The organism is Streptomyces sp. NPDC059989, assembly GCF_042736975.1.
Classification (GTDB): domain Bacteria; phylum Actinomycetota; class Actinomycetes; order Streptomycetales; family Streptomycetaceae; genus Streptomyces.
In genome coordinates, this window is sequence record NZ_JBHWUO010000067.1 from 1 (window position 1) to 16155 (window position 16155).

The window sequence follows — 16155 nt, forward strand, 5'->3', positions numbered from 1 at the left end:
TGCGCGCTCGTCCTGCGGGGACCCTCCTGCGTGTCCCCACCCCAACCCCCACTCCGGCCCCGCCCGGCGCGGCTTCGAATCGACTCCCCCCACACCGAGCCCTGGGGCCTGCGGGGGGAGCGGGGGCGCGCAGGGACGTCCCCGCAGGACGAGCGCGCAACCAAAGCAGCACGCCACGAAGCCAGCCTTCGTGCGCGAGGACGAGGAGTCGTCCCGGAGGGACCCCGCGCACAACCCGGGCACTCCGACCTCGCCCCGGCGGAACAAACCCACCTGGCCGACCCCGACCAGGGGGACAAACCCAGCCCGGCGAAAACCAGCCCGAACGGTCAAGATCCCGCCCGGGGGGACAAACCCAGCCCCGCCGGCGTTTGAGGCGCGGGGTCTGGGGCGGAGCCCCAGCAGCGACGCCGCGCCCGACGTGGGGGCTACCGCAGGCGGCGAACCGTGTACGCGACCCCCACGGGACGCTCGGCTTCGCCAAGGTATGACTGGCCCCGCATGGAACACCACGCCGGGATGTCCAGCCGCGCGACCTCGTCGTCCGACAGGACCGTCACCGTGCCGCCCACCGGAACGGTGACGATGGCCCGGGCCAGTTCGATGACCGGCTGCGGGCAGCGCAGGCCGAGCGCGTCGATCTCGACGGAGTCCGCCACCGGTGCCACCGGAAGCGGTTCGGAGATGCCCAGCCGGTCGCGTACGCCGGCCACCGCACCCGGCAGCACCTCCAGGAACGCGTTCACCTCCTCCGCCGTGGTCCCGAGCGGCAGCGAGACCCGTACGTTCCCCTCCGACAGCACGCCCATCGCCCGCAGCACGTGACTCGGGGTCAGCGTGGAGCTGGTGCAGGAGGAGCCGGAGGAGACCGAGTAGCCCGCCCGGTCCAGCTCGTGCAACAACGCCTCCCCGTCCACGTAGAGGCAGGAGAAGGTGACCAGGTGCGGCAGCCGCCGGTCGGCGTCGCCGACCACCTCCACGTCCGGGACCAGCCGGACCACCCGCCTCCGGATCCGGTCCACCAGCACCCGCAGCCGGGCCGCCTCCGCGTCCGCCTCGGCCCGTACGGCCCGCAGTGACGCCGCCGCAGCCACGATCGCCGGAAGGTTCACGAAGCCGGGGGAGCGGCCCGACTCCCTCTCGTCCGCCGGTCCTTGGGCCGAGAAGCGGACCCCCTTGCGGACGGCGAGCAGTCCGACCCCGGGCGGGCCGCCCCACTTGTGCGCGCTCGCCGCCAGCACGGACCACGCGCCCTCCACCGGACCCCAGCCCAGCGACTGCGCCGCGTCCACCAGCAGCGGTACCCCGGCGGCCGCGCACACCTCGGCCACCTCCGCCACCGGCTGGACCGTGCCCACCTCGTGGTTGGCGGACTGCAGGCAGGCCAGCGCCGTCGACGGGCCGAGCGCGTCGGCGTACCCGGCCGGGGCCACCGCACCCGACCGGTCCACCGGGACCTCCGTCACCGTCCCGCCGCGCGCCGCGTGCGCTTCCGCCGCATGCAGTACAGAACTGTGTTCGACCGCTGATACGACCAGATGGTCTCCGACGCGCCGGCGCCCCGCGAGGACCCCCGCGACCCCCGTGTGAACCGCGTGCGTCCCCGAAGGAGTGAACACGAGCTCGTCGGGCCGGCATCCCACCGACTCCGCCGCCGCTTCCCGCGCCGCGTCCAGGAGCAGCCGCGCCCGCCGGCCCTCCCGGTAGAGCCGGGCCGGGTCGGCCCAGCCCTCGTCGAGGGAGGCCTGCAACGCCTGCCGGGCCACGGGGTGCAGGGGAGCGGCGGACGCGCTGTCGAAGTACGGCATCCGGTCACGCTAGCCCCCGGCCGCCACCGTTCGAGGTCAGGGGGCGTCAGATGTCTTCCGGAGGCCATCATTCAGGGCCGTTCGCACCGTCCCCCGGACGGCGGATCCATCCCTTCGGGGGCTGTAGCGGCGCGTTGGGCACCCTCCCCGCGCGACCCCAAATAGCGTCCAGTAGGGTTTGGTCCGCATAAACATCCAAACCCCTGCCTGCGTCAGGGCCGGCGACCGACCCGAATACGGCCGCGGCCGGCCACGCGGGCCGAGACTCTCGGGAAGGCGCTACGTGAGTCCCTACGGCTCCGACCGCTCGCCGCGGCGCCCGATGCGGCGGAAGCCGCTGCAGGTGCTGGCTGCAGGCGCGGTCCTGGCGACCGCCACTGGTTGCTCGCCAACATGGAAAAACTTCCCCCGCCTCGGATTGCCCACCCCGGTCACTGAGGAGGCGCCTCGCATCCTCTCCCTGTGGCAGGGGTCGTGGGCCGCCGCTCTGATCACCGGCATCCTCGTGTGGGGCCTGATCATGTGGAGCGTCATCTTCCACCGGCGTAGCCGGACCAAGGTCGAGGTCCCCCCGCAGACCCGGTACAACATGCCCATCGAGGCGCTGTACACCGTGGTCCCGCTCATCATCGTCTCGGTGCTCTTCTACTTCACCGCGCGTGACGAGTCGAAGCTGCTCTCCCTCTCCGCCAAGCCGGCGCACACGATCAACGTGATCGGCTACCAGTGGAGCTGGGGCTTCAACTACATCGAGAACGTCGACGGCGACGCGGCGACCCCGAAGGCGGGCGAGGTTCCCAAGGAGCTCTCCGCCCTTCCGGACCGCTTCACCAAGGACTTCCCCGCGGGCGCCGAAGGCGTCTACCAGAAGGGCGTCCCCGGCGACCGGAACCCGGACACCGACAACCCGGGGCCGACCCTCTGGCTGCCCAAGGGCGAGAAGGTCCGCTTCATCCTGTCGTCGAACGACGTCATCCACTCCTTCTGGGTGGTGCCCTTCCTGTTCAAGCAGGACGTCATCCCGGGCCACACCAACGTCTTCGAGGTCACCCCGACCCAAGAAGGCACCTTCATGGGCAAGTGTGCCGAGCTCTGCGGCGTCGACCACTCCCGGATGCTCTTCAACGTCAAGGTGGTCTCGCCCGACGAGTACCGGGCGCACCTGAAGGAGCTGGCGGAGAAGGGGCAGACCGGCTTCCTCCCGGCCGGCATCAAGCAGACCGACCCGGCCCGGAATGCGGAGACGAACAAACTGTGAGCATCCTCAACGAATCTCAGGGTGCCGCCGCCGACTCGTATGAAAACGAGCTGCCGGTGCGGCGCAAGCGGCCGGGAAGCGTGGCCGTGAAGTGGCTTACCACCACCGACCACAAGACCATCGGCACGATGTACCTGGTCACCTCGTTCGTGTTCTTCCTCATCGGCGGCCTCCTCGCGCTCTTCATGCGCGCCGAGCTGGCCCGTCCGGGTACGCAGATCATGTCGAACGAGCAGTTCAACCAGGCGTTCACGATGCACGGCACGATCATGCTGCTGATGTTCGCGACGCCGCTGTTCGCCGGATTCGCGAACTGGATCATGCCGCTGCAGATCGGCGCGCCCGACGTGGCGTTCCCGCGGCTGAACATGTTCGCCTACTGGCTCTACCTGTTCGGCTCCACCATCGCGGTGGCCGGCTTCGTGACGCCGAACGGCGCCGCCGACTTCGGCTGGTTCGCCTACTCCCCGCTGTCGGACGCCGTCCGCTCGCCGGGCATCGGCGCCGACATGTGGATCATGGGTCTGGCCTTCTCCGGCTTCGGCACGATCCTCGGCTCGGTCAACTTCATCACCACGATCATCTGCATGCGCGCCCCCGGCATGACGATGTTCCGCATGCCGATCTTCACCTGGAACGTGCTGCTGACCGGTGTCCTGGTCCTGCTCGCCTTCCCGGTGCTGGCCGCCGCGCTCTTCGCGCTGGAGGCCGACCGCAAGTTCGGTGCGCACGTGTTCGATGCCGCGAACGGCGGAGCATTGCTGTGGCAACACCTCTTCTGGTTCTTCGGACACCCAGAGGTGTACATCATCGCGCTGCCGTTCTTCGGAATCGTTTCCGAGATCATCCCGGTCTTCTCCCGTAAGCCGATGTTCGGCTACATCGGTCTGATCGCCGCGACGATCTCGATCGCCGGTCTCTCGGTGACCGTGTGGGCCCACCACATGTACGTCACCGGCGGTGTGCTGCTGCCGTTCTTCTCCTTCATGACCTTCCTGATCGCGGTCCCGACCGGTGTGAAGTTCTTCAACTGGATCGGCACCATGTGGAAGGGCTCGCTGTCCTTCGAGACCCCGATGCTCTGGACGATCGGCTTCCTGGTCACCTTCACCTTCGGTGGTCTGACCGGCGTCATCCTGGCCTCGCCCCCGATGGACTTCCACGTCTCCGACTCGTACTTCGTCGTCGCGCACTTCCACTACGTCGTCTTCGGCACCGTGGTGTTCGCGATGTTCGCCGGCTTCCACTTCTGGTGGCCGAAGTTCACGGGCAAGATGCTGGACGAGCGCCTCGGCAAGATCACCTTCTGGACGCTGTTCATCGGCTTCCACGGCACGTTCCTGGTGCAGCACTGGCTGGGTGCCGAGGGCATGCCGCGTCGTTACGCGGACTACCTCGCGGCCGACGGCTTCACCCTGCTGAACACGATCTCGACGATCAGCTCCTTCCTGCTCGGCCTGTCGATGCTTCCGTTCATGTACAACGTGTGGAAGACCGCCAAGTACGGCAAGAAGATCGAGGTCGACGACCCGTGGGGTTACGGCCGTTCGCTCGAGTGGGCGACGTCCTGCCCGCCGCCGCGGCACAACTTCCTCACCCTGCCGCGGATCCGTTCCGAGTCCCCGGCGTTCGACCTGCACCACCCGGAGATCGCGGCCCTCGACCACCTCGAGGACCACGGCGCCGGCGTCAAGGCCGTCACCGGTGGCAAGGAGGCCGGCAAGTGAAGATCCAGGGCAAGATGTTCCTCTGGCTCTCCTTCTTCATCCTGATCATGGCCGTCGTGTACGGCGTGTGGTCGAAGGAGCCCGTAGGCACCACCGCGCTCTTCCTGGCCTTCGGCCTGAGCGTCATGATCGGCTACTACCTGGCCTTCACGGCCAAGCGCGTGGACGAGATGGCCCAGGACAACAAGGAAGCCGACATCTCCGACGAGGCGGGCGAGCTGGGGTTCTTCTCCCCGCACAGCTGGCAGCCGCTCTCGCTGGCGGTCGGTGGCGCGCTCGCGTTCATGGGCGTCATCTTCGGCTGGTGGCTCATGTACTTCTCGGCCCCGATCATCGTGATCGGCCTGTGGGGCTGGGTGTACGAGTACTACCGCGGTGAGAACCAGAACCAGTAGCAGCACCGCACGAAGCACTGACGTGGGGCCCGGACACCTCTTCGGAGGAGTCCGGGCCCCTCGTTTGCAGTCACCCCGCGCGCCGTAATTGTCATACCTTCATAGCGTTGGCTCCATGAAGCACTCACCGCGTCTTTGGACGGTACTCAGCTGCTCCCTGCTGGTCGCGTCCCTCGGGGCCGGCGCCACCGCATGCGGGTCCGGCGACAACAACCCGCTGTCAGCCCGCCCGTACGACGCGGGCGATCACATTGCCTTCAACCAGGCCCCCGGCGGCCGCCCCGTCGACCCCGACAAACCCTTCGAGGTGACCGTGAAGGGGGGTGAGAGCCGCATCACCGACGTGACAGCCGTGGACACCCACGGGCGCCGCCTGGCCGGCGAACTGTCGGCCAAGGGGGACCGCTGGCACAACACCGTCCCCATGGCCGCCGGTGTCCGCTACACCGTCACCGTCAGCACCGAGAACGCCAAGGGCGCCCCAGGGCAGCGCACGGCCGTTTTCGACACCACCCCGGCCAAGGGGGTCCTCAAGGTCGAATTCGGCCCGGACGAGGGCAAATACGGGGTCGGACAGCCCCTCACGGCCGAAATCAGCGAACCCGTCAAGGACAAGGCCGCCCGAGCCGTCATCGAACGGGGGCTGGAGGTCAAGGCCCCGAGCGGCGTCGTGGGCGCCTGGTACTGGGTCGACGACAAGACGCTCCACTACCGCCCCAAGGAGTACTGGCCCGCCAACACCGAGGTCTCCGTACGGAGCAACCTGGAGGGCGTCAGGATCTCCGACCACCTCTACGGGGCCGCGGCCAAGCCGCTCAAGCTGGAGATCGGCGACCGCGTCGAGGTCACCACCGACGCCTCCTCGCACTACCTCACGTTCAAGCGCAACGGAGAAGTGATCAACACCATTCCGGTGACCACCGGAAAGCCCGGCTTCTCCACCCGCAACGGGGTCAAGGTGGTCCTCGGCAAGCAGTACTTCGTCCAGATGCGCGGCGACACCGTCGGCATCGGCGGCAGCGAGTACTACAACCTGCCCGTCTACTACGCCACCCGCGTCACCTGGAGTGGTGAATACGTCCACGCCGCGCCGTGGTCCGTCGGCTCCCAGGGCTACGAGAACGTCAGCCACGGCTGCACCGGAATGAGCACCGGCAACGCCGCCTGGTTCTACGAGAACATCACCGAAGGCGACATCGTCCAGGTCGTCAACAGCATCGGCGAGGACATGGACACCTTCGGCAACGGCTACGGCGACTGGAACATGGACTGGAAGGAATGGCGCGAGGGCAGCGCCCTCCTCAAGGGCACCCAGGAGGGCCGCAGCACCATCGACCAGGCCCGACTCCGCCCGACCGTCTGAACCGGGGCCGCACGAGGGCCCGTACGGGCCGAACCGGAGCACGGGGGTCCTTACGGGCCCCCGCGCTCCGTCGCCGCCTCAGGCGGCGGAGGAGGACAGCCGGGAGCGCAGGAGACCCGCCAGGGCCTCGGGGAACTCCACCGGGTCCACCGGAAGGGTCACGGCCGCGTCCGCGCGGCTCCAAGTGGCCAGCCAGGCGTCCTGCGGACGCCCCATCAGCAGCAGCACCGGCGGGCACCGGAAGATCTCGTCCTTGATCTGCCGGCACACCCCCATGCCCCCGGCCGGGACCGCCTCGCCGTCCAGCACGCACACGTCGATGCCGCCCGCGTCCAGTGCCGTCAGGACCGCCGGCAGCGTCGCGCACTCCAGGAACTCGACCGGCGGCAGATCCGCGGCCGGCCTGCGCCCTGCCGCCAGCCGCACCTGCTCCCGGGTGCCCGCGTCGTCGCTGTAGACCAGAACCCGCGCAGTCGCCCGCATTTCGTTCCTCCACGTGTCCCGTGAATCACGTTGATGTTGCGCGGGATGCTACTCCTCCCGATGCGCTGTCAACATCGGTTCGGACAGGCTCGCGAGTGGCGCCCGGAAGGCGATCTGATGGGCCGTTCGGGCCTTGCACACGCCTCGGACACTCCGAACGGCACCCCCCGGGGTGAGGGCGGGATAAGCGACCGACATAATGTCGGTCGTGGCGACAGCAACGACAGTAGATACCGGGCACGCGCACCCGACGGTCAACCGGCCGAACCTCGTCAGCGTCGGAACCATCATCTGGTTGAGTTCCGAGCTGATGTTCTTCGCGGCCCTCTTCGCGATGTACTTCACCCTGCGATCCGTGACAGGCGCCGAGTACTGGACAGAACAGGCCTCGGCCTTGAATCTGCCCTTCTCGGCGACGAACACGACGATCCTGGTGCTTTCCTCGCTCACCTGCCAGCTCGGCGTATTCGCAGCCGAGCGCGGTGACGTGAAGAAGCTCCGGACGTGGTTCATCATCACGTTCGTCATGGGTGCGATCTTCATTGGCGGCCAGGTGTTCGAGTACACCGAGCTGGTCAAGCACGAGGGCATGAGCCTCTCGTCCGGTCCGTACGGCTCGGTCTTCTACCTGACCACCGGGTTCCACGGTCTGCACGTGACGGGCGGTCTCATCGCCTTCCTGCTGGTCCTCGGCCGGACGTACGCGGCCAAGAGGTTCACCCACGAACAGGCCACGTCGGCCATCGTCGTGTCCTACTACTGGCACTTCGTCGATGTCGTCTGGATCGGCCTCTTCGCCACGATCTACCTGATCAAGTAGCGATCACGTCACCGGGCCCGACCCGGCACTCCATCCAGACACACCGACGCAGAAGATCCTGACACCGGGGTAATCCGTGAAAAAGCTCTCCGCACGACGACGCCATCCGCTGGCGGCGGTCGTCGTTCTACTCCTCGCGCTGGCGGCCACTGGGGGGCTGTACGCCGCCTTCGCCCCCGCGGGCAAGGCGCAGGCCGACGAAACCGCCCAGTCCCTCGCCATCGAGGAGGGCCAGAAGCTCTACGCCGTGGGTTGCGCAAGCTGCCACGGAACCGGCGGTCAGGGTTCCTCTGACGGCCCGAGCCTGGTCGGCGTCGGCTCCGCGGCCGTCGACTTCCAGGTGAGCACGGGCCGCATGCCCGCCCAGCAGCCCGGCGCCCAGGTGCCGAAGAAGCCCGCCGTCTACACCCAGGCGCAGATCGACCAGCTGGCCGCGTACATCGCGTCCCTCGGTGCCGGCCCGATCACGCCGACCGAGAAGCAGTACGACCCGGCGGGTGCCGACATCGCCAACGGTGGTGTGCTGTTCCGCAACAACTGCGCGCAGTGCCACAACTTCACCGGCGAGGGCGGCGCGCTGACGAACGGCAAGTACGCCCCCAACCTGGAGGGCGTCGAGCCGAAGCACGTCTACGAGGCCATGCTCACCGGCCCGCAGAACATGCCCTCCTTCCCGGACAGCACCATGCCGGAGAAGCAGAAGAAGGACATCATCGCGTACCTCCAGAACGTGAACGGCGAGAAGTCGGTCAGCCCTGGCGGCCTGAAGCTCGGTGGCCTCGGCCCCGTCTCCGAGGGTCTGTTCGGCTGGATCTTCGGTCTGGGTGCGCTGATCGCTGTCGCCGTCTGGGTCGCGGCCCACACCGCTAAGGCCAAGAAGTCATGAGTAGCCAAGACATTCCCGAAGAGAAGCACCTGCCGAGCGAGCAGGGCGACGCGCACCACGGTGCCGTAGCGGTCGCGGACGACCCGTTCGCCGACCCGGGCCTGCCGGTCCACAAGCCGCGTATCCAGGACATCGACGAGCGTGCGGCGAAGCGTTCCGAGCGCACCGTCGCGATGCTGTTCACGCTGTCGATGCTGGCCACCATCGGCTTCATCGCCGCCTACGTGACCATCCCCGTCGAGAAGATCGTGTACATCTTCCCCATCGGGAAGGTGAGCGGTCTCAACTTCGCCCTGGGTCTGACCCTGGGTCTGGCCCTCTTCTGCATCGGCGCGGGCGCGGTCCACTGGGCCCGCACCCTGATGTCCGACGTGGAGGTCGCCGACGAGCGCCACGAGATCGCCGCTCCGGCGGAGGTCAAGGCGAAGGTCATGCAGGACTTCGCGGACGGCGCGAACGAGTCCGGCATCGGCCGCCGACCCCTGATCCGCAACACCATGCTGGGCGCGCTGGCCATGCTGCCGCTCTCCGCCCTCATGATCATGCGCGACCTGGGCCCCCTGCCCGAGGACAAGCTCCGCAAGACGGTGTGGTCCAAGGGCAAGCTGCTGATCAACGACAACACGAACGAGCCGCTGCGTCCCGAGGACGTGCTCGTCGGTTCGCTGACCTTCGCCCGGCCGGAAGGCCTGGAGGAGGACCAGCACGACTTCCAGACGCAGATCGCCAAGGCTGCCCTGATGATCGTCCGGCTCAAGCCCGAGGACATCAAGGACAAGCAGGAGCTGGAGTGGTCCCACGAGGGCATCGTGGCCTACTCCAAGATCTGCACCCACGTCGGCTGCCCGATCAGCCTGTACGAGCAGCAGACGCACCACGTGCTCTGCCCGTGCCACCAGTCCACCTTCGACCTCTCCGACGGCGCCCGAGTCATCTTCGGCCCGGCCGGTCACGCGCTTCCGCAGCTGCGGATCGGCGTCAATGACGAAGGCTTCCTCGAAGCGCACGGCGACTTCGAAGAGCCCGTCGGTCCTGCATTCTGGGAGCGCGGATGAGCACTGCCACTGACAACAAGGCGCGCAAAGCGCCCGCCGGCGAGCGCGTAGCGGACTGGGCGGACGGACGCCTGGGCATCTACACCCTGGCCAAGTCCAACATGCGCAAGATCTTCCCGGACCACTGGTCCTTCATGCTGGGTGAGATCTGCCTCTACAGCTTCATCATCGTCATCCTCACGGGTGTCTACCTGACGCTGTTCTTCCACCCGAGCATGAACGAGGTCGTCTACCACGGCTCGTACGTGCCCATGCAGGGCGTCCAGATGTCCGAGGCCTTCGCCTCGACCCTGGACATCAGCTTCGACGTCCGCGGCGGTCTGCTCATCCGGCAGATCCACCACTGGGCGGCCCTGATCTTCGTCGCGGGCATGCTCGTGCACATGATGCGCGTGTTCTTCACGGGTGCGTTCCGCAAGCCGCGCGAGGTCAACTGGGTCTTCGGCTTCCTGCTGCTGGTCCTCGGCATGTTCACCGGCTTCACCGGTTACTCCCTGCCGGACGACCTGCTCTCGGGCACCGGTGTCCGCTTCATGGAGGGCGCGATCCTGTCCGTGCCGATCGTCGGCACGTACCTGTCGTTCTTCCTCTTCGGCGGCGAGTTCCCCGGCGGCGACTTCGTCGCCCGGTTCTACTCGATCCACATCCTGCTGCTGCCCGGCATCATGATGGGCCTGCTGGTGGCCCACCTGATCCTGGTCTTCTACCACAAGCACACCCAGTTCGCGGGTCCCGGCAAGACGAACAACAACGTCGTCGGCATGCCGCTGCTGCCGGTCTACATGGCCAAGGCCGGAGGCTTCTTCTTCCTGGTCTTCGGTGTCATCGCGGCCATCGCGGCCATCGCCTCGATCAACCCGATCTGGGCGCTCGGCCCGTACCGCCCGGACCACGTGTCCACCGGTGCGCAGCCCGACTGGTACATGGGCTTCTCCGAAGGCCTGATCCGTGCCATGCCGGGCTGGGAGATCAACCTGTGGGGCCACACGCTCGTCCTGGGCGTGTTCGTTCCGCTGGTGATCTTCCCGCTGGTCCTCGTCTCGATCGCGGTCTACCCGTTCATCGAGTCCTGGGTCACCGGTGACAAGCGCGAGCACCACATCCTGGACCGCCCGCGCAACGTCCCGACCCGTACGGCGTTCGGTGTCGCCTGGCTGACGTGGTACATGATCCTGCTGATCGCCGGTGGCAACGACATGTTCGCCCAGTACTTCCACCTGTCGATCAACTCGATCACCTGGTTCGCGCGGATCGGCTTCTTCGTCGGACCGGTCATCGCCTTCGTGATCACCAAGCGGATCTGCCTCGGCCTCCAGCGCCGGGACCACGACAAGGTGCTGCACGGTCGCGAGACCGGCATCATCAAGCGTCTGCCGCACGGTGAGTTCGTCGAGATCCACGAGGCGCTGCCGCAGGGCCAGCTGCACAAGCTCACCGCGCACGAGCAGTACAAGCCGATCGAGATCGGCCCGACGGTCGACGAGAACGGTGTCGAGCGCAAGGTGAAGGCCATGGAGAAGCTCCGCGCGAAGCTCAGCAAGGGCTTCTACGGGGAGAACACCCAGATCCCGAAGCCCACGGTGGAGGAGTACAAGGAGATCCAGAGCGGCCACGGCCACCACTGATCTCCCGCACGACCGCATGAGGGATTGATTTCGGTCAGTCCTGGTGTCGCCACGGCGAGAGCCCCGTCCAGTGTCTGGACGGGGCTCTTTGCCGTCTCCTGGGCTGGATAGGCTGAAGCCCTTCCCATTCGACGTGGAAACCTTGACAAGCAGCAGGAGCGGACCATGAACGTTGTGACCCCGGCAGGCGGCGACAGCGTGGCGGCCCGTGGCTGGCCGGGCGTTCTCGACGCCCTGCTGACCGGCCATGACCTGAGTGCCGACGACACCGCCTGGGCCATGGACCGGATCATGCGCGGGGAGGCCACCGACGCCCAGATCGCCGGCTTCGTGGTCGCGCTGCGGGCCAAGGGGGAGACGGTCGCGGAGATCAACGGCCTCGTACGGGCCATGTACGAGCACGCCAACCTCATCGAGGTGCCGGGCCGGACGGTGGACATCGTCGGCACGGGCGGCGACGGGGCCAAAACGGTGAACATCTCCACGATGTCGGCGCTCGTGGTGGCCGGTACGGGCGCGAAGGTGGTCAAGCACGGCAACCGGGCCGCGTCCTCCGCGAGCGGCTCCTCGGACGTGCTGGAGAAGCTCGGCGTCAACCTCAACCTCACCCCGGAGCGGGTCGTGCAGGTCGCCGAGGAGGCCGGCATCACCTTCTGCTTCGCCGTGAAGTTCCACCCGGCGCTGCGGCACGTGGCAGCCGCGCGCAAGGAGCTGGGCATCCGCACCACCTTCAACTTCCTCGGCCCGCTGACCAACCCGGCCCGGGTACGGGCCCAGGCCACCGGTGTCGCCGACGCCCGGGTGGCCCCGATCGTGGCGGGCGTGCTCGCCGAGCGGGGTTCGTCCGCGCTGGTCTTCCGCGGCGACGACGGCCTGGACGAGCTGACCACGACGGCGACCTCGCGCGTCTGGTGGGTCCGCGACGGCAAGGTCTCGGAGCAGTCCTTCGACCCGCGCGACGTGGGCATCCCGCTGGTGGACGTGTCCGCCCTGGGCGGCGGGGACCCCTCGTTCAACGCCGACGTGGCCCGCCGCCTGCTGGCCGGCGAGACGGGCCCGGTCCGCGACGCGGTGCTGCTGAACTCGGCGGCGGCGCTGGTGGCGCTGGACCCGGGTACGGGCACCCTGGAGGAGCAGCTCGCCGCCGGCATCGCCCGTGCGGCGGAGTCGATCGACTCGGGTGCGGCGCGGGCGGCGCTGGAGCGCTGGGTGGCGGCGAGCAACGCGTAGCACGCCCGGAGTGCCTGATTCCGTGTGATCGTTTTGAGTCAAGACCCCGGTCCGCCATTCGGACCGGGGTCTTGCGCCGGGGGGATCATGTGGCAGGATGCTGACCAGGTCACGAGTGACAGCGTTTAGGCCCCGGCTTGCTGTCCGGCAACCCTCCTTCCGTGGCGGGGTGCCCCGGGTGATGACCAGGTCGTAGGCAGCAAGGCCTACGGCAAGCGCGGATCCCTCGACACCAGGGGTCCTGGTCTCTCGAGGAGCGTTTCCGTGAGCAAGCGAATGCGATAGGGCGACTCAGCCCCTTCTTCAACCCTCGGACCAGGGTCACTTCCGTGTACCCCGGATCGGTCCGAGGCCCCCCGTACCCCGGTCGTCGGCCGCCGCCGAGTCGTACCCGCGTACGGGCACACCGAAGCCATTCAGACCTGCCTGCCGGGAGAATCCGCCATGTCCGCTGCCCTGAACGCCGCCGTCGCCACCACCACTGCTGCCGCCGCCGCCACCTCCGACGCCGCCTGTGCCGAGCCGCTGCCGGTCCTCGGCCGGGACGTCACCGTCCCGCTCGTCACCGGCGGCGAGGTCACCTACGCGGCCCTCGACTACGCGGCCAGCGCCCCGGCCCTCCAGCGGGTCTGGGACGACGTGGCCGCCTACGCCCCGTACTACGGCAGCGTGCACCGCGGCGCCGGCTACCTCTCGCAGCTCTCCACCGACCTCTTCGAGCAGAGCCGGGCCACGGTCGCCGAGTTCCTCGACTGCCGCCCTTCCGACCAGGTCGTCTTCACCCGGTCCACCACCGACTCCCTCAACCTGCTCGCCGCCGTACTCCCGGCCGGCTGCCAGGTGTTCGTCTTCGAGACCGAGCACCACGCCTCGCTGCTGCCCTGGACGAACGCGCAGGTCACCTACCTCAACGCCCCCCGCACCCCGGACGAGGCCGTCGCCACCCTGGAGCGGGCGCTCGCCGACCGCGAGCCGTACGGCCCGGCCCTGGTCTGCGTCACCGGTGCCTCCAACGTCACCGGCGAGCTGTGGCCGGTCAAGGAACTCGCCGCCGCCGCGCACGCCCACGGCGCGCGGATCGTCCTGGACGCCGCCCAGCTCGCCCCGCACCACCCCGTCTCGGTCCAGGACCTGGACGTGGACTGGGTCGCCTTCTCCGGGCACAAGCTCTACGCCCCCTTCGGCTCGGGCGTGCTCGCGGGCCGCGCGGACTGGCTGCAGCAGGCCGAGCCGTACCTCGCGGGCGGCGGCGCCTCCCGCAAGGTCGCCCGCCGCGAGGACGGCGGCGTGGACGTCGAGTGGCACACCACCGCCGCCCGCCACGAGGCCGGCTCCCCGAACGTCATCGGCGTCTACTCCATCGCCTCCGCCTGCCGGGCCCTCTCCGAGGCGGGCTTCGACTCCCTGGTCGCCCGCGAGCGGCACCTCATCGCCAAGGTCCGCGAGGGCCTGGCCGAGGTTCCGGCGGTCCGCGTCCTGTCCCTCTTCGGCGACGACGCCCCGCGCGTGGGCGTCATCTCCTTCGTGGTGGACGGCTGGAACAGCTCCCACTTCGCGGCCGCCCTCTCGGCCGAGTACGGGATCGGCGTCCGCGACGGCCTCTTCTGCGCCCACCCGCTGGTCCGCACCCTGCTCGGCAGCGAGCCGCAGGCCCAGGGCGAATGCGGAGCGCCCGAGGCGGCGCCCGGCGAGCGCTCCCTCAACGCCATCCGCGTCAGCTTCGGTGCCGGCACCCCTGACGAGCACGTCGAGCGGTTCGTCCGCGCCGTGAAGGAACTCGTCGCGGACGGGGCGAAGTGGCAGTACCGCACGGAAGAGGGCCGCTGCGTGCCCGCCGTCTAGGGCTGCGGTTCGCTTTGCGCGCGGCGCCGCTCCGGGGGCTCTGCCCCCGCGCCCCCGCGCCTCAATCGCCGGCGGGGCTGGGTTTGGTTCCCCCGGGCGGGGTCTGGCCTGCCGGGCTCGGCGCTGCTGCTGGGGCTCCGCCCCAGACCCCGCGCCTCAAACGCCGGCGAGGCTGGGATTCCCCTGGGCGGGGTCGGAGTGCCCGGGCTGTCCGCGGGGTCCCTCCGGGACGTCTCCTCGTCCTCGCGCACTATGCCTTGTCACGGCGTGCTGCTTTGGTTGCGCGCTCGTCCTGCGGGGACGTCCCTGCGCGCCCCCGCTCCCCCCCGCAGGCCCCAGGGGCCCCGTCCCGGTGTGGGGGGAGTCGATTCGAAGCCGCGCCGGGCGGGGCCGGAGTGGGGGTTGGGGTGGGGACCCGCAGGAGGGTCCCCGCAGGACGAGCGCGCAACCTGGGCTTACGTCACGAAGGGGTGGCTTCGTGCGCGAGGACGAGGAGACACTCCGGAGGGGCACCGCCCCAAGCCCCGCTCCGGCCCCGCCCGAGGGGCACAAACCCAGCCCCGCCGGCGATTGAGGCGAACCGGAGCCGCCGAGGCCGGCGCTACGCGTCGAGGCCGATCGCGAACGCCGCCTCCAGGTCGTGCTGCGAGTACGTACGGAACGCCACGTGCGTGTCCGTCGCCTCGACGCCCGGGATCTTGCTGATGCGGCCCGGGATGATGTCCGCCAGGTTCTCGTGGCGGGCCACGCGGACCAGCGCGATCAGGTCGTACGTCCCGGTGACGGAGTAGACCTCGCTGACGCTGTCCAGCGCGGCGATGGACTCGGCGATCTCGGGGATGCGGTCCACGCTGGTCTTGATGAGCACGATCGCGGTGATCACGGCTGGCTGTCTCCCTCGGTGGCCGTCGCTGGTCGCCTCACTCTAGTCGCACCCCGATAGCGGGCCCACGCGTAGAGGAAGCCGACCGAGAAGCCCACCAGATGGGCCAGGTACGCGACCCCGGGGCCGCTTTCCGCCCGGTGCGCGGCCACCCATTGGAGGGCGAACCAGAACAGCAGCACGATCCACGCCGGGAAGCGCAGCGGCAGGAAGAACAGGAAGGGGAACAGGCTCGTCACCCTGGCCCGCGGCAGCAGGCACAGGAAGGCGCCGAGCACCGCCGAGATGGCTCCCGAGGCCCCGACCAGCGTCTGCGAGGAGCTCGCGTTGGCCGCCGCGTACGCGGCCAGGGCCACGTAGCCGGTGCAGACGTAGAAGACGAGGAACGCCGGCCGCCCCATCCGCTCCTCCGTCATCGCGCCGAAGACGTAGAGGAAGAGCATGTTCCCCAGCAGGTGCAGCCAGCTGCCGTGGACGAACAGCGCGGTCAGCGGTGTCAGCCAGGCCCGGGGGCTGTCCGTGAACAGCTCGTCCGGGACCACGCCCCAGCGCCGGAAGTACGCCGTCCCGGAGGCCAGCAGCTGGTCGCCCGTCCCGTAGACCGGGTTCAGCCCCGAGGCCGGGCTCAGGACGAACACCACCGCGCAGCCCGCGATCAGCGCATGGGTGACCACCGGTCCCCGGGCAGCCTCGCGAACGGCCCGCCACCTTACGATCATGTGACAGAGCATGACGCAACCGGGCCCACCTGAAGCGGTGCCAGGCCGTAGGGTTACGAGC

General features: G+C 68.9%; 14 protein-coding genes and 1 riboswitch. Of the genes, 10 read left to right on the forward strand and 4 right to left on the reverse strand.

Annotated elements, in window-relative coordinates; translation table 11 throughout:
- Nucleotides 1-428 precede the first annotated feature (428 nt).
- Entirely contained in the window at nt 429-1808 is a 1380-nt protein-coding gene (locus tag ACFWBN_RS35345; RefSeq protein WP_385184395.1) for a cysteine desulfurase/sulfurtransferase TusA family protein, read from the reverse strand.
- A 283-nt stretch (nt 1809-2091) separates the two neighbouring features.
- Between ACFWBN_RS35345 and coxB the strand changes: the two genes are divergently transcribed.
- The 4 genes from coxB to ACFWBN_RS35365 all read left to right on the forward strand — a co-directional run bounded on the left by coxB (nt 2092) and on the right by ACFWBN_RS35365 (nt 6551).
- Nucleotides 2092-3066: a cytochrome c oxidase subunit II gene (gene coxB, locus ACFWBN_RS35350; RefSeq protein WP_385184398.1), complete on the forward strand. Its 975-nt coding sequence runs from the start codon at nt 2092-2094 to the stop codon at nt 3064-3066.
- On the forward strand, nt 3063-4793 hold the full coding sequence (ctaD, locus tag ACFWBN_RS35355; protein WP_385184401.1) for a cytochrome c oxidase subunit I: 1731 nt from the start codon (nt 3063-3065) through the stop codon (nt 4791-4793). Before coxB ends, ctaD begins: the two co-directional genes overlap by 4 nt.
- A complete protein-coding gene (locus tag ACFWBN_RS35360) occupies nt 4790-5188 on the forward strand; it encodes a cytochrome c oxidase subunit 4 (protein WP_385184403.1) in 399 nt (132 codons plus the stop codon). Before ctaD ends, ACFWBN_RS35360 begins: the two co-directional genes overlap by 4 nt.
- Nucleotides 5189-5303: 115 nt before the next feature.
- Entirely contained in the window at nt 5304-6551 is a 1248-nt protein-coding gene (locus ACFWBN_RS35365) for an Ig-like domain-containing protein (RefSeq protein ID WP_385184406.1), read from the forward strand.
- A 78-nt stretch (nt 6552-6629) separates the two neighbouring features.
- Here ACFWBN_RS35365 and ACFWBN_RS35370 read toward each other — a convergent pair whose 3' ends face one another.
- Nucleotides 6630-7034: a hypothetical protein gene (locus ACFWBN_RS35370; protein ID WP_385184409.1), complete on the reverse strand. Its 405-nt coding sequence runs from the start codon at nt 7032-7034 to the stop codon at nt 6630-6632.
- Between the two features lie 199 nt (nt 7035-7233).
- Here ACFWBN_RS35370 and ACFWBN_RS35375 point away from each other — a divergent pair, with 199 nt between their 5' ends.
- The 6 genes from ACFWBN_RS35375 (at nt 7234) to ACFWBN_RS35400 (ending at nt 14492) form a co-directional block, all read left to right on the forward strand.
- Nucleotides 7234-7854, forward strand: a complete 621-nt coding sequence (locus ACFWBN_RS35375) for a heme-copper oxidase subunit III (protein WP_008738823.1) — start codon at nt 7234-7236, stop codon at nt 7852-7854.
- 76 nt (nt 7855-7930) lie between these two features.
- Nucleotides 7931-8740, forward strand: a complete 810-nt coding sequence (locus ACFWBN_RS35380) for a c-type cytochrome (protein WP_385184412.1) — start codon at nt 7931-7933, stop codon at nt 8738-8740.
- Entirely contained in the window at nt 8737-9795 is a 1059-nt protein-coding gene (locus ACFWBN_RS35385) for a Rieske 2Fe-2S domain-containing protein (protein WP_385184416.1), read from the forward strand. Before ACFWBN_RS35380 ends, ACFWBN_RS35385 begins: the two co-directional genes overlap by 4 nt.
- Nucleotides 9792-11420 (forward strand): cytochrome bc complex cytochrome b subunit, encoded by a 1629-nt coding sequence (locus ACFWBN_RS35390; RefSeq protein WP_385184418.1) that lies wholly within the window; start codon nt 9792-9794, stop codon nt 11418-11420. Before ACFWBN_RS35385 ends, ACFWBN_RS35390 begins: the two co-directional genes overlap by 4 nt.
- Nucleotides 11421-11585: 165 nt before the next feature.
- Nucleotides 11586-12650, forward strand: a complete 1065-nt coding sequence (trpD, locus tag ACFWBN_RS35395) for an anthranilate phosphoribosyltransferase (RefSeq protein WP_385184422.1) — start codon at nt 11586-11588, stop codon at nt 12648-12650.
- Nucleotides 12651-12757: 107 nt separating this feature from the next.
- Nucleotides 12758-12874, forward strand: a riboswitch (SAM riboswitch).
- Nucleotides 12875-13094: 220 nt separating this feature from the next.
- On the forward strand, nt 13095-14492 hold the full coding sequence (locus ACFWBN_RS35400; RefSeq protein WP_385184425.1) for an aminotransferase class V-fold PLP-dependent enzyme: 1398 nt from the start codon (nt 13095-13097) through the stop codon (nt 14490-14492).
- Between the two features lie 601 nt (nt 14493-15093).
- Here ACFWBN_RS35400 and ACFWBN_RS35405 read toward each other — a convergent pair.
- On the reverse strand, nt 15094-15375 hold the full coding sequence (locus tag ACFWBN_RS35405) for an Lrp/AsnC family transcriptional regulator (protein ID WP_008738815.1): 282 nt from the start codon (nt 15373-15375) through the stop codon (nt 15094-15096).
- Nucleotides 15372-16094, reverse strand: a complete 723-nt coding sequence (locus ACFWBN_RS35410) for a rhomboid family intramembrane serine protease (protein ID WP_385184428.1) — start codon at nt 16092-16094, stop codon at nt 15372-15374. Before ACFWBN_RS35410 ends, ACFWBN_RS35405 begins: the two co-directional genes overlap by 4 nt.
- Nucleotides 16095-16155: the final 61 nt, after the last annotated feature.

Excerpts from the sequence above, each read along its gene's own strand:
- trpD (WP_385184422.1), top strand. The coding sequence starts at position 11,586 with ATGAACGTTGTGACCCCGGCAGGCGGCGACAGCGTGGCGGCCCGTGGC.
- ACFWBN_RS35375 (WP_008738823.1), top strand. The coding sequence starts at position 7,234 with ATGTCGGTCGTGGCGACAGCAACGACAGTAGATACCGGGCACGCGCAC.
- ACFWBN_RS35365 (WP_385184406.1), top strand. The coding sequence starts at position 5,304 with ATGAAGCACTCACCGCGTCTTTGGACGGTACTCAGCTGCTCCCTGCTG.
- ACFWBN_RS35410 (WP_385184428.1), bottom strand. The coding sequence starts at position 16,094 with ATGATCGTAAGGTGGCGGGCCGTTCGCGAGGCTGCCCGGGGACCGGTG.
- ACFWBN_RS35400 (WP_385184425.1), top strand. The coding sequence starts at position 13,095 with ATGTCCGCTGCCCTGAACGCCGCCGTCGCCACCACCACTGCTGCCGCC.
- ACFWBN_RS35370 (WP_385184409.1), bottom strand. The coding sequence starts at position 7,034 with ATGCGGGCGACTGCGCGGGTTCTGGTCTACAGCGACGACGCGGGCACC.
- ACFWBN_RS35385 (WP_385184416.1), top strand. The coding sequence starts at position 8,737 with ATGAGTAGCCAAGACATTCCCGAAGAGAAGCACCTGCCGAGCGAGCAG.
- ACFWBN_RS35390 (WP_385184418.1), top strand. The coding sequence starts at position 9,792 with ATGAGCACTGCCACTGACAACAAGGCGCGCAAAGCGCCCGCCGGCGAG.
- ACFWBN_RS35345 (WP_385184395.1), bottom strand. The coding sequence starts at position 1,808 with ATGCCGTACTTCGACAGCGCGTCCGCCGCTCCCCTGCACCCCGTGGCC.